General features: G+C 70.5%; 13 protein-coding genes. 7 read left to right on the forward strand and 6 right to left on the reverse strand.

Going from position 1 to position 12682, the window contains the following annotated elements; translation table 11 throughout:
• Positions 1-43 precede the first annotated feature (43 nt).
• From ACIBSV_RS04530 to ACIBSV_RS04545, 4 genes are all read left to right on the forward strand, one after another.
• On the forward strand, positions 44-973 hold the full coding sequence (locus ACIBSV_RS04530; RefSeq protein WP_395859467.1) for an NAD-dependent epimerase/dehydratase family protein: 930 nt from the start codon (positions 44-46) through the stop codon (positions 971-973).
• Positions 974-1025: 52 nt separating this feature from the next.
• Positions 1026-1775 (forward strand): hypothetical protein, encoded by a 750-nt coding sequence (locus ACIBSV_RS04535; RefSeq protein ID WP_395859468.1) that lies wholly within the window; start codon positions 1026-1028, stop codon positions 1773-1775.
• Between the two features lie 62 nt (positions 1776-1837).
• Complete coding sequence (locus ACIBSV_RS04540) at positions 1838-3253, forward strand: tetratricopeptide repeat protein (RefSeq protein WP_395859469.1); 1416 nt, start codon at positions 1838-1840, stop codon at positions 3251-3253.
• Between the two features lie 118 nt (positions 3254-3371).
• Positions 3372-4052 (forward strand): hypothetical protein, encoded by a 681-nt coding sequence (locus ACIBSV_RS04545; protein ID WP_395859471.1) that lies wholly within the window; start codon positions 3372-3374, stop codon positions 4050-4052.
• A gap of 48 nt (positions 4053-4100) precedes the next feature.
• Here the strand turns inward: ACIBSV_RS04545 and ACIBSV_RS04550 are convergent, their stop codons facing one another.
• The 6 genes from ACIBSV_RS04550 to ACIBSV_RS04575 all read right to left on the reverse strand — a co-directional run bounded on the left by ACIBSV_RS04550 (position 4101) and on the right by ACIBSV_RS04575 (position 9050).
• Complete coding sequence (locus tag ACIBSV_RS04550; RefSeq protein ID WP_395859472.1) at positions 4101-5204, reverse strand: DNA cytosine methyltransferase; 1104 nt, start codon at positions 5202-5204, stop codon at positions 4101-4103.
• Positions 5205-5213: 9 nt separating this feature from the next.
• On the reverse strand, positions 5214-5645 hold the full coding sequence (locus tag ACIBSV_RS04555) for a very short patch repair endonuclease (protein WP_395859897.1): 432 nt from the start codon (positions 5643-5645) through the stop codon (positions 5214-5216).
• A gap of 106 nt (positions 5646-5751) precedes the next feature.
• The gene (locus ACIBSV_RS04560; protein ID WP_395859473.1) at positions 5752-6867 is read right to left on the reverse strand and encodes an ATP-binding cassette domain-containing protein; all 1116 of its coding nucleotides are present in this window, start codon (positions 6865-6867) and stop codon (positions 5752-5754) included.
• On the reverse strand, positions 6864-7700 hold the full coding sequence (locus tag ACIBSV_RS04565; RefSeq protein WP_395859899.1) for an ABC transporter permease: 837 nt from the start codon (positions 7698-7700) through the stop codon (positions 6864-6866). Before ACIBSV_RS04565 ends, ACIBSV_RS04560 begins: the two co-directional genes overlap by 4 nt.
• A 50-nt stretch (positions 7701-7750) precedes the next feature.
• Positions 7751-8596: a molybdate ABC transporter substrate-binding protein gene (modA, locus tag ACIBSV_RS04570; RefSeq protein WP_395859474.1), complete on the reverse strand. Its 846-nt coding sequence runs from the start codon at positions 8594-8596 to the stop codon at positions 7751-7753.
• 25 nt (positions 8597-8621) lie between these two features.
• Positions 8622-9050: a molybdopterin-binding protein gene (locus ACIBSV_RS04575; RefSeq protein WP_395859901.1), complete on the reverse strand. Its 429-nt coding sequence runs from the start codon at positions 9048-9050 to the stop codon at positions 8622-8624.
• A gap of 1303 nt (positions 9051-10353) precedes the next feature.
• On the opposite strand from ACIBSV_RS04575, the gene ACIBSV_RS04580 reads away from it, so the two are divergent.
• The 3 genes from ACIBSV_RS04580 (at position 10354) to ACIBSV_RS04590 (ending at position 12395) form a co-directional block, all read left to right on the forward strand.
• On the forward strand, positions 10354-11403 hold the full coding sequence (locus ACIBSV_RS04580; protein WP_395859475.1) for a C39 family peptidase: 1050 nt from the start codon (positions 10354-10356) through the stop codon (positions 11401-11403).
• 9 nt (positions 11404-11412) lie between these two features.
• A complete protein-coding gene (locus ACIBSV_RS04585) occupies positions 11413-12015 on the forward strand; it encodes a hypothetical protein (RefSeq protein ID WP_395859476.1) in 603 nt (200 codons plus the stop codon).
• Positions 12016-12236: 221 nt separating this feature from the next.
• Positions 12237-12395: a DUF397 domain-containing protein gene (locus tag ACIBSV_RS04590; RefSeq protein ID WP_395859477.1), complete on the forward strand. Its 159-nt coding sequence runs from the start codon at positions 12237-12239 to the stop codon at positions 12393-12395.
• The last annotated feature ends 287 nt before the right edge of the window (positions 12396-12682 follow it).

The raw sequence follows: 12682 nt of genomic DNA on the forward strand, positions 1-12682 counted from the left end.
CTACTTCCCCTTCGCTTCCCCTTCTCCCCTTCCCGGAGCCCTGATGTCCTCGTCATCCGTCTTCCACGTCGTCGTCGGTGCCGGTGCCACCGGCTCGGCCACCGCACTGCTGCTCGCCGAGTCGGGTGAGCGGGTCCGGGTGGTCAGCCGCCGCGGTGGCGGCCCGCCGCATCCGCTGATCGAACGTGTCGCCGCCGACGCGACCGATACCGCCCGCCTGATCGAGCTCACGAGTGGCGCGCGGACGTTGTTCAACTGCGCGATGCCGCCCTACGATCGCTGGCCCATCGACTGGCCGCCGCTGGCCGCGGCGATGTTGACGGCGGCGGAGCGCACGGGGGCGCACTACGTGATGCTCGGCAACCTGTACGGCTACGGCCCGGTGGACGGGCCGATGACCGAGGACCTGCCGATGGCCCCGACCACCGTCAAGGGCCGCGTCCGCGCGGAGATGTGGACGAACGCGCTGGCCGCGCACGACGCGGGCCGGGTCCTGGTCACCGAGGTCCGGGCGAGCGACTTCCTGGGTGCGGGAGCGGGCTCGTTGTACAACTTCCTGGTCGTCCCGCAGGTGCTCGCCGGCACCCCGGCCGCGATCCCCGGCGACCTGGACGCGCCGCAGAGCTGGTCCTACATCGGCGACGTGGCCCGCACCCTCGTCGCGGCGGCGCGGTCGGCCGAGTCCTGGGGACGGGCGTGGCACGTACCGTCGTCGACCGGCTCCATCCGGGACCTCACCGCACGCCTCGCCGAGCTGACCGGCTCACCCGCCCCCCGGCTGACCCGGTTGACGGCCGAGGAGGTGCGCGCGATCGGCCTGGAGAACCCGATCATGGCGGAGGTCGAGGAGATGCTCTACCTCACCGAGGGCGCGTCCATCCTCGACGCGACGATGACGACGAAGATCCTGGAGGTGTCCGCGTCCCCCTTGGACACCGCGTTGCGCGAACTGGGCTCTCCGGTGGGCGAATAGGCGTCGCGCCCGGCCCGGCCGTGTTCCCGTCCCGTTCCGACACACTTGTCTCATGGACGACGACGCGGAGCACGCCCGGGCCTGGCTCGCCATCGAAGGCATCACCGAGTCCGACGACGGCACGTGGCGAGACGCCGAGACACCCGACGAACCGATGACCGCCAACGAGCTGGCGCATTCCTGGGTTGATGTCGCGATCACGGATCCGGACCTGGACGGGGCCGGGCGGTTGCGGCTCGCGTTCGGGTTCCTGGACCTGTTGGACGACTATTGGGTGACCTGCGAGATGCGTTTCGCGCTGGCGAGCAGGACCGACCCGCCTCCCGCGGACGTGTTCTGGGCCGGCTACCGCGCCCGGTTGGAGGCGGAACGGGAGTACGCGGCGGTCGGTTACTCCCTTTGGGTGGACTGGTTCGAGGATCGAGGCACCGTGGAGCGGGCGTTCGCCGAGGTGCTGGGCAACGATCTCGACCGGTTGGGTCGAGTCGCCCGGGACGAGCCGTTGTTCCGGCGGGCCGGCCGTGTGCTGGAGTGCTCGGGCCCGGTGCCGTGGCCGCTCAAGTACCCGGTGTACCAGGCCGCGGCGGCCCGGCCCGAGCTGCACCCGGCCCTGTTCCAGGGGCTTCGGGGCAGCTACGGGGATGTCCACGGCAGCCTCGACACGGCGGCCGGCCTCGCCCTGCTCGGCCGGCTGCGCCTGCCCGCCGACACCCCCGACGTCGAGCGCCTGCGTACCGTCCTGGCGGCGGGCCACAACAACCACTACCGGTCCCCGGGCGCGTGGGAGGCCGCCGCGTCCTGAGTTCGCGCGATCCGCGAGGCGTGTTTAATCGGGTCTCATCGGCGCGACGGAAGGACCCCGCGATGGGCACGGTGGATCGGCACGGGCTCGAACTGTCCGGCATGGGTCCGGAGGCGGTCCGGCACTATGAACGTGCGCTCGACGCGCTGTTGTTCTTCCGGCCCGAGGTGAGCACCGAGGTCGAGGCGGCGCTGCTGGCCGATCCGAACGCGCCGATGGCCAACGTGTTCGCGGCCTATCTGGGCCTGCTGGGCACCGAGTCGGTGGACGCCGCCGCCGCGAACGAGCGCTACGCCGCGTTCGTGCCGACCCCCACCCGGGTCGGCGCCCGCGAGGTCGCGCACATGCGGGCCGCCGAGGCGTGGCTGGCCGGCGACATCCACCGGGCCGGCGACATTCTGCACGAGTTGGTCGTGGCGTACCCCCGGGACGCGCTCGCGCTGCTGGTCGGCCATCAGATCGACTTCCTCACCGGCGACGCGCTGCGCCTGCGCGATCGGGTCGGCGGCGCGCTGAGCGCGTGGGATCGGGACGATCCGCACTACGGTCCGGTGTTGGGGATGGCCGCGTTCGGCCTGGAGGAGACCGGCCACTACGCGCGCTCCGAGGAGGCCGGGTCGGCCGCCGTGGCCGCGAATCCGCGCGACGTGTGGGCGATCCACGCGGTGGTGCACACCTACGAGATGCAGGGCCGGTTCGCCGAGGGCATCCGCTACCTGGACGCCCGCACCGCCGACTGGACGGGCGGCAACTACCTGAACGTGCACAACTGGTGGCACTACGGCCTGTTCTCGATCGAGGCCGGCGCGATCGATCGCGCGCTGGCCATCCACGACGCGGTACTGCACAACGACAAGTCGCTCGGTGTCGCGATGGAACTCCTGGACGCCTCGGCCCTGTTGTGGCGCATTCACCTCACCGGCAACGCGCAGGTCGAGCGCTGGAACCGGCTCGCCGACGCGTGGGCGGCCCGCGCGGACGTCCCGTATTACGCGTTCAACGACACGCACGCCGTGATGGCCTACCTCGGCGCCGGCCGGATCGCCGCCGCGCAGGCGGTGATCGAGGACCGCGAGAGCCGGCTCGGCACACCCCACCGAGAGGTGGCCAACGACCGGATGACGGCGCAGGTCGGCCTGCCGGTCTGCCGCGCGCTGGTCGCCTTCGAACAGGGCCGGTACGCGGACACCGTCGACATCCTCGTCCCGATCCGGCACCACCTGAACACCTTCGGCGGCAGCCACGCCCAGCGCGACGCGATCCAGCAGACCCTGGTCGAGGCGGCGCTGCGGGGGAACCGGCACAACCTGGCCCGGACGCTGCTCAGCGAGCGGATCAATCTCCGCCCGACCAGCCCGTACAACTGGCTGGGCCGGGCCCGCCTGGCCGACGCCCTGGGCCGGTCCGCCGAAGCCGCCGAAGCTCGCGAGCGCGCCGCCGAGCACAGGGCCACGATCACGGCGGCCTGGGGGCGCTGACCCGGGCCGACCACGCCCGCGCCCCGTGCGCGAGAATTGCGCACTCGTCCCGGGCCGAATCGATCGGCCCGCGACGCCATCGACCGCACGGGATCGACCGCACAGGAGAGTGGCACGCATGGGTGAGTCCTCGGCAACCGGTTCCGGAGCTCGGCGCCGGGTTCCGGACGATCAGGGACTGCTCGCCGCCGCCGCGCGGACTCCGGGCGGCTCGGTCGCCGAGATCGATCCGGCGTTCGCCGACGACCCCAACGGATACGTGCCCGGTGAGGCGATCCGAGGAGCGTGGGTGGTCGGTCCGGACGGGCTGCTGACCGGCGAGTACCGGGAGAACCCGCACCACGGGCCGCCGCGGGACGACTTCACCAAGCTGCTCGAGGACGACGCGTGGTTCGGCTGGCTCGGCGAGGACCCGGCCGGCGCGATCCGCGAATCGGTCACCGAGTGCTTCGAGGACCAGGCTCCGGGCGCGGTGCTGACCTGGATGAAGGTGCTGGAACCGCCGCGCTGCGCGACCACCGGTCGGCCCGCCCCGGACAACGAGCAGTTTCTGATCCCCACCCGGGCCGGCGTGGCCGTCTGGTTCGCGGCGCAGATCAGCGCGCCGGACCGGGCCCGGGCCACGGTGTGCGGCATCTTCACCTGGGTCGCGATCCACCTCGACGCCCCGGACGATCGCCGGGACCGCGTCTGGCTCGACCTGGACGCGGACTTGGACTGGGCGGAGCAGCAGCTCCCGCCCCGGATGTACGGCTTGGACGCGGGGACGGGCGACGGCGAGGGTGCCCCGAGCGCCTGAGCCGCGACCGGTGGGCCTCGCTCCTCCCGCGCCCGCGCGCTCGGTGCGCTACCGCGCCGCCAGCAATCGCGGCTTCAAGTGCCGGGCGATCGCCTCCGCGAGCCCGGGCGGCACCGCGTTGCCGATCTGCCGGGCGATCTCGGTCTTGGAGCCGCACCACACGAAGGTCTCCGGGAAGGACTGGAGCCGGGCCGCCTCGCGATGCGTGATCGGGCGGTTGACCCGGTCGGTCGGATCGTCCGGATTCCACTGCGGGTGCAGGTACTGACCCTTCTCCGGCTTGTAGAACTCGGTCCGGATGGTCAGGGACGGGTGGTCCCAGCGCATCCGGCCCATCACGTCCGTCGTGCCGGTCTTCTTGTTGCGCCAGCAGTCCGGCAGCAGGTGGTCCGGCAGGTCGAATCGACCGCCGCCGGGCGGGACGCAGTCGTAGCGCAGCAGCGAACGCTCGATCGGCGTACGGGCCAGGTGCAGGTCGGCCTCCTTGAACACGCCGGGCACGCTGCGGCCGAAGAACTCGGTTTTGGCAACCGGCAGGCTGGTCGTACCGGGGACCCTCGGCAGGTGCTCGATCGCGTCGCGGACGGTGTTCCAGCGCAGCGGGCGACCGGGGCCGTGGGTCGGCTCGGGGACGGTGATCTCACCGATCCGGGAGCCGATCACGATCGCCCGCTTGCGCCGCTGCGGAACGCCGTAGTCCACCGCCGGGAGCAGCGCGTCGGTCAACACGTACCCCTCCAGGAGGCCGCCGGGCCGAGCCTCCGCGAGCAGCAGCGCGAACTCGGCGGACTTCTGGAAGCGGTCCACGTTCTCGATCACGAACACCTTGGGCCTGGCCCGGCGCACGAAGCGCAGGTATTCCTTCCAGAGCTTGTTGCGCGGGTCCTCGACGTTGCGGCTGCCCAGGTTGGAGAAGCCCTGGCAGGGCGGGCCGCCGATGATCAGGTCGGCGCGCGGGATGTCCCTGTCCGGGATCTCCGCGATGTCGCCCCAGCGCATGTGCGCCTCGCCGAAGTTGGCGGCGTAGGTCGCGGCGGCGTGCAGATTCCACTCGACCGCCATGACCGGCCGAAAGCCCTTCGCGGCGGTGAATCCGGACGTCATTCCACCGCAGCCCGCGAACAGGTCGATCATGGTGATGGGTCGTGCCATGCGGACAGGTTAGCCGGCCGCGCGTCGGGCGATCACCGCCTCCCGCACCCTGGCCGCCGCCGTGACCGGGTCCTCGTGCTCCCAGACCCGCACGACCAGCCAGCCTGCCTCCGCCATCCGTCGGTCGGTGTCGGCGTCGCGGGTGCGGTTTCCCTCGATCTTGGTCTTCCAGAACTCGGCGTTGCGCTTGGGCCAGGTCCCGTGCACCGGGCAGCCGTGCCAGAAGCAGCCGTCGACGTAGACGGCGACCTTGGCCGGGCCGAACACGACGTCCGCCTCGCGGCGGATGCCCTTGAGCGGGCGGCGGTGCACGCGGTAGCGCAGGCCCATGCCGTGCAACACGCGTCGCAGCGCGACCTCGACGCCGGTGTCCTTGCTGCGTTGGCGACTCATCCGCGCGCGGGTCGCATCCGTGGTGGTCAGGCTCGTCACGAAGACCATGGTGCACGGTCGCACTGTCATCGGGCGCGCCGTCGGCGGGCGCGCTGCCGTTGGTCGCGCCGTCATCGCACCGGGGAGGGCGAGGCCGCCGGGCCGGGTGCCTCGCTCAGGCCGGGTACGCCCGCGCCTCGGTCGCCTTGACCGCTGCCCACACCGGCTTGCCGGGCGCGAGTTCGAGTTCGGCGACCGCGAGCGGAGTGACGTCGGCGAGCAGCGGGACGGGGCCGGTCAGTTCGATCCGGACGGTGTCGCCGTGCAGTTCCATGCCGCCCACCTCGACCTGCCACAGGTTGCGCGGGCTGCCGTCGGGCCGGCTCCGGTACAGCGTTACCGCGGCCGGTGGGAAGGCCACGAACACCTCGTCCGCAGCCGGTAGTTCGGCCACCACCAGGCGCTGCCCGCCGGGCAGGTCGACGCCGCCGGCCGAGGTGGTACCCCGGTACAGGTTCAGGCCCACCAGGCGCGCCACGTAGTCGGTACGCGGGTGCCGGGCCACCTGGGCCGGCGTACCGTCCTGGACCGCGTGCCCCGCCTCGATCACGGTGAGCCGGTCGGCCAGCACCATCGCGTCCAGCGGGTCGTGGGTGATCACCACCGCGACCCCGTCGAAGTCGGCCAGGTGCCGGCGCAGCGTCGCGCGCACCTCCACCCGGGTGCGCGCGTCCAGCGCGGCCAACGGCTCGTCCAGGAGCAGCAGTCGCGGATGGGTGGCCAGCGCGCGGGCGAGCGCGACCCGTTGCGCCTGTCCGCCGGAGAGCCGGCCCGGCTTGACGCCGGCGTGTTCGCCCAGACCGACCCGGTCCAGCCAGTCCGCCGCCAGGCCGCGGGCCTCGCGTCGGCCGACGCCCTGGCAGCGCGGGCCGAAGGCGACGTTCTCCAGCGCGGACAGGTGCGGGAAGAGCAGGTAGTCCTGGAAGACCACGCCCACCGGTCGCCGCTCGGGTGGCGTGTACAGCCGCCGCTTCGGGTCCTCCAGGTCGACGCCCGCGAGCCTGGTGTGGCCGCCGGCGCCGAGCGGGACCAGGCCGGCCAGGGCACGCAGCGCGGTGCTCTTGCCGGCGCCGTTGGGGCCGAGCAGCGCGACCACCTCGCCGGGTGCGGCGGTCAGGTGTACGTCCAGGCGGAACGCGTCGCGGGTGACGACGAGGTGGGCGTCGAGGCCGCCGGCGTGGTCCGGGGCGGTCGATTCACTCGCGCCGGCCGCTTCGTCCGGGCCGGTCACGAGGTGGTCATCCAGCGTTCGCGCAGGCCGGCCAGGATCAGCACGGACACCGCCAACAGCACGAGGGAAAGCACGATCGCCGCCTCCGGGTCGGTTTCCAGGGCCAGGTAGACGGCGAGCGGCATGGTCTGGGTCTTGCCCGGGAAGTTGCCGGCGAAGGTGATGGTGGCGCCGAACTCGCCGAGCGCGCGGGCCCACGCGAGCACCGCGCCGGCCGCCACGCCGGGCGCGATCAGCGGCAGGGTGACCCGGCGGAACGCGGTCCAGCGGGACGCGCCGAGCGTCGCGGCGGCCTCCTCGTAGCGCGGATCCGCCGCCCGCAGCGCGCCCTCGACGCTGATCACCAGGAACGGCATGGCCACGAACGCCTCGGCCACGATCACGCCGGTCGTGGTGAACGGCAGCGTGTAGCCGAAGGTCTCGTCCAACCACTCGCCCACGATGCCCCTGCGGCCGAGCACCAGGAGCAGCGCGACACCGCCCACCACGGGCGGCAGCACCAGCGGCAGCGTGACCAGCGCGCGGACCAGTCGGCGGCCGGGGAAGTCGGTCCTGGCCAGCAGCCAGGCCAGCGGCACCCCCAGGACCAGCACGACGCCGGTGGCCACGGTCGCGGTGAACAGCGAGAGCTTGAGCGCCTCGCGGACCTCGGTACTGCCGAGCTGACTCCCCAGGTCGCTCCACGGTGCCCGGATCAGCAGCCCGAGCAGCGGCAGCACCAGGAACACCAGGCCGATCAAGCCGGGTACGAGCAGGGCCAGGGGTGCGCCGCCGCGTCGGGGGCGATCGGCCCGCCTGCGTCCGAACGGCGTGCGCCTGGCTTGCTCGCGCACGGCTTGCTCGGGCCTGGCCTGCTCGCGGCGGCGGACCCGGGGAGGTTGGCTCACGGTGTCTGGAAGCCCGCCGTCGTCAGGGCCGTGCGGCCGGGCTCGGACAGGACGTACGCCACGAACGCCTTGGCCGCGTCCGTGTTGGGCGCCTTGGCGAGCGGGACGATCGGGTACGTGTTGACCGCCTGCGCGGACTCGGGGAAGTCCACGCCGACCACCTTGGCGCCGGCCGCCTTGACGTCGGTGCGGTAGACGAGGGCGGCGTCCACCTCGCCCAGGGTGAGCTTGGTGAGTGCGGCCTTGACGTCCTGTTCGAGCGTCGAGGGGGTGAACTTGACCCCGGCCGCGTCGAGGGCCGTCTTCGCGGCGGCGCCGCACGGCACCTGCGGTGCGCACTGGGCGACCTTGAGGCCGTCCTGCTTGAGGTCGGCGAGCGACTTGATGTTCTTCGGGTTCCCCGGCGCGACCGCGATCTGCAACGTGTTCTTGGCGAAGGCGGCGGGCCTGCCGTCGGCGCTCTTGGCGTCGGTGACGAGCTTCATGTTCTTCTCGTCGGCGGAGGCGAACACATCGGCGGGCGCGCCCTGGTTGATGCTCGCGGCCAGGGCCGAGCTGCCGAGGTAGTTGAACTTGACCGTGACACCCGGGTGCGCGGACTCGAACTGCTTGCCCAGCGCGGTGAACGTCTCGGTCAGCGAAGCCGCGGCGAACACGGTGACGGTGCCCTTGAGCGGCTTGGCGTCGGCGGCGGGCGCGGACGCGCCGGCACCGACCGGCGGCGTGGCCCCGCCGACCTTCTTGTCGTCCTTGTCGTCGTCGCTGCCGCATCCGGCGAGCGCGATCAGCGCAGCCGCGAGCAGCGCCGCCGAAACCGCACGTCCGGCCCGCACCGTGCCCATGGCACCCATCGTGTCGACTCCCCACCTATTCGAGGGAGTGCTCACGCGCGCCCTCGGTCCGCTCCACCATGACATTCGTCGACTTCACCACTGCCGTGGCGAGCACCCCGACCCGCAAGCCGAGTTCGTCCGCGGCCTCGGCGCTCATCAGCGAGACCACCCGGTACGGCCCGGCCTGGATCTCGACCTGGGCCATCACCGTGTCCTTGCGGACGTCGGTGACGATGCCGCGGAAGCGGTTGCGCGCGGACGACCAGCCGAGTCGCTCGCTGTCCGCGCGGGCGTCGCCGGCGGCCGCCGAGCGGGCGAACGCGGCCAGCGCTGCACCCTCCACCACCCGCCGACCGTTCTCGTCCCGCCGCGCGTCGAGCCGACCGGAGTCCACCCACCGCCGCACCGTGTCCGCGCTCACTCCGAGCAGAGCCGCCGCGTCACCGATCCCGAACATGTTCACGGCCGGGATCCTAGTCACGAGCGCCTCTCCCACCGAGCGAAGCCGATACCCGCAAACCACGGCAGAAGCCGCCACTTGCGGATCATCATCCTTGCAGATGCGAGGATCATTCGACCATAGGGGTCGCAGATTCGATGGAATCAGGCACTGTGTCAGGAGGCCGTGTCGGACGTTGCCGCTGTTCGCGTCGACTCGCGGGGCGGCCGGTTCAGTGTGTTCGGTGGTACTCGGCGAGGGTGGTGAACGCGGCCTTGGGCTCCCAGGGCAGGTCGGGGTAGGCGTCCCCGTGGCGGTTCTCCAGGACCTCGACGATGCCGTAGCTCGCCAGATCCAGGTCGTCGCGGGGTCGCCGTCGGGGCGGTGCGGGCGGGAGTGCAGCGCGAAGAGGAACACGAAGGTGCTGTCGACGCCTCCGGCGTCGAACGCCTCGAGGAGTTCGCGCATGTAGCCGGCCTGTCCGGCGTCGTCGCGGACGTACTCGCCGTTCAGGTGGATCGGTGCGCCGGTGTCCTTGTCGTGCTCGACGATCTCCAGGCCACGCGCGCCCGTGTCGCCCGCGCCGCGGAAGCATGCGGCACCGAACTCGGTGATGGCGAACGGCTTTTGTTGCGACGCGACGAGACCGTGGACGCCCTCGGCGAACTGCGCGGCGGTATCGGCCGACCGGTAGAGGTCCAGGGACACGGTGTCGAAGGGCGTCCAGTCGACGCGTTCCAGCGGTACGGCGGCGTAGGTGATCCGGCCGCCGAATCGTTCGCGGACGAGGGCCGCGACCTTGCCGAGGAAGTCGTTCACACACGCGCCGATTTCGGCGATGTGCTCGCGCAGGCGGTCCGGGGGCCAGTAGTTCGACCCGCTCGTTTCCGCCCGGCCCGGCGCCGGCCCTGGACCAGCCACATCACCGACGCCCTCGAACGGCGCGCACTCCTGCCGAGCCCCGGATAGCCGACGGATTCCTCGTTCATACGGCAGCAGCTCAACACCCGGAGCAGTGGAACGCGGCACCACCCCGAGACGACACTCGGGTTCTTGGCCCGCCCAGCCTCGGCCCAATGCACGAAACGGTCCACCAACTCCGCCGGCGGACCGTCGCGAAAGGTCGAGGTTGGATAGCGCAAGCCAAAGGCGTGCTTAGCACACCGGCAAGCCACATGAAGGACATTATAGATTTCAGCCGCTGATTACCACAGTAAGGCGGATTTTCACCTCTTGTAACGATCTTGTCACCTGTAGAACGATGAGGAACCCACCACGCGCCTTCCAGGCGTCGGTGGCTTGATCGACCATGAGGAGGGCATTGTCGATGACCAACCTGACCGAAGCTGATCTCGCCACGCTCGGGGATTCACCGATTACCATCAGATCGGCACACTTCGAGAACATTCACCTGCGCATGAACGGCAGCGGAGTAACCACCCAGACCGCCAATGGCGGCGGGACGGTGAACTGCTCACCCGGGGCAGGTTCCTACGAGTCGTTCAAACTGTGGCGCCAGGGCGACGGGTCGTACTCCGTGGAGTCGGTGGCATTTCCGAATGTCTACTTACGCATGACGGCTCCGGGATTCACCGCCCCCGCCGGTCAGGGCGGCGGGCTCGTAAACTGCCAGTTCAACGCCAGGGGCGGCTCGGACGAGAAGTTCCGTCTACAGCAGCAGCCGAACGGCTCGTTCTCATTCGAATCCACATCCTTCGCGAAAGTCTTTATGCGCATGGATGGTTCCGGGGTGGTCGCCGAGCCCGGTGGGACGGTCAACTGCCAGTTCGGCACGACTACCGGAGGCGGCCTCTATGAGAAATTCTTTCTCTCGAAGGTCGACCAAGTCGTGGTCGGCTTCCAAGGCCAGCACCAGCAGCGGACCAACTGGTGCTGGGACGCGTGCTCGGTCAGCGTCGAGCGCTACTATCGCCCGCAGTCCGATTGGACTCAGTGCCGGCTGGCCACCGCATTGGCCATTGACCGCGGGAACGCGGGTGCCCAATGTTGTCCGGCGCCGGCAATGCCGGGGGGCGGTGGCGGTGTCTGCAACCAGGGCTCGTGGCCAGACCGACCCATGGAATTGATGGGTCTCACGCATCGCGTGTTCAATCGCCCCTTGACGGTGGCCGAGGTAAGAGCGCAGGTGACACAGAACCGGCCGATCCTCGTGGATCTGCACTGGAGAGTGGGGGATAGGCTCTGGCCGGGGCACATCGTCCTCATTTACGGCTACCAATCCGTGGGCGGAGTGGATCGCGTCGTCATATACGATCCGGGTAATGGCGGAAGCGTCGAGAATTACACCTATGCCGACTTCTGCATGCGGTACTCCGGCAACGGAGAATGGATCAACAGCTACACCACCGAGCCTTAGGGAGCCGTCATGCCACTGAATATGCCTGACCCGCCGGTGCGGGCGCGGGACAAGACGCGCTCAACGCTCGGCGTGGTAGCGAGAGGTCACGGGGCCGGCCTGCAGAAGCTGGGCGCGGCTCGCGTGGAGGATCTGGAACTGTCAACACCACACCAGGTGTTCGTCATGGGACCCGACGCCGCCGAGGCCGGTGGCAGTCTGGACCGGGCGCGGCCAATGGGCTGGCGCTTCCTGGTGGAGTCCGGGGGTGAAGTGATCGCCAGTGCCGAGAGCCCCGAGGGCCCGGAACAGCCGGAGGGAGCTGGGGAACCGTCCTTCAGTGAGGGACAAATCGTGGCATCCACCGCTGGTGCGGTGAAAGCGGCGCGGGCGTTACCGCAGCTCGCGAACGCCGGGTTCGATCTGCGGCTGCTACGGATCCCGGCGATGTATCAGAACGCGCTGTGGTTGCACTCCTCGCATGCAGACCTGCTGATACCGCTGGAGCCGTCACCGATCGGGGATGCGGGCAAAGTCGTCCCGCCGCCGGTGTTCTTCCGGAAGCTGGCCGAGTACGCCCGTGACTGGAACCCGCTGGGGGCACAGCCCCGTGGCGGCAGCGGCAACGACTAGAACTTGTCCGGACGATCATGTCGGACTGCTCGGCTTTACGGCTCGGGAGTGACGGTCAGCCGAAGACGGAACGGTTCGGGCTTTGGAAGACGGCCTACGAACCGCACCGGCTGTGGTCAGCCGACGGAGTCCCAGCCGCCCGGTTCTTCCTCTCGTCCGCCGAACCGACGACGCGGTTCAGTGATCCGTGTGCAGATAGCAGCAGTTCGGCGAACATGCACATGGAGGCTCCCGATCGGGAAGGTCGTGCGGAGTGCGTGGAGGTCGCCCCGGGCTTCTCCGTCGTACGTGACCGGGACTCGAAGGACCTGAGCGTCGGCCACTTGGTCGTCGTCCCCGCATCCTGGTTCGCGCTGCTGTCCACGTTGCTCGCTGCCTGATCCACCAGCCGACCGAGCCCCGTCACCTCACGTGGCGGGGCTTCGTCGTGCAACCGATGCAGCGCAGAGCCCGACCCCTACGTCCATGCGGGTCAGAGGGTCTGTGCTCAAGTGTGTCGTTCGGGCGTCGAGAGCAACAAGACGGCGCGCGAAGCAATACACACGCGCTCCGTAATGCGCCAAGGCTTCGCCACGAGCCCGGTGTACACACTTGACGGGCCGCCGGCCCATCAAGGATGCCGAGCCGGACGGGGTGAGGGGCGTGCCGACGGGCGGGCGCGCACGCA

The organism is Embleya sp. NPDC050154, from assembly GCF_044460165.1.
In the GTDB taxonomy this organism is placed as follows: Bacteria; Actinomycetota; Actinomycetes; order Streptomycetales; family Streptomycetaceae; genus Embleya.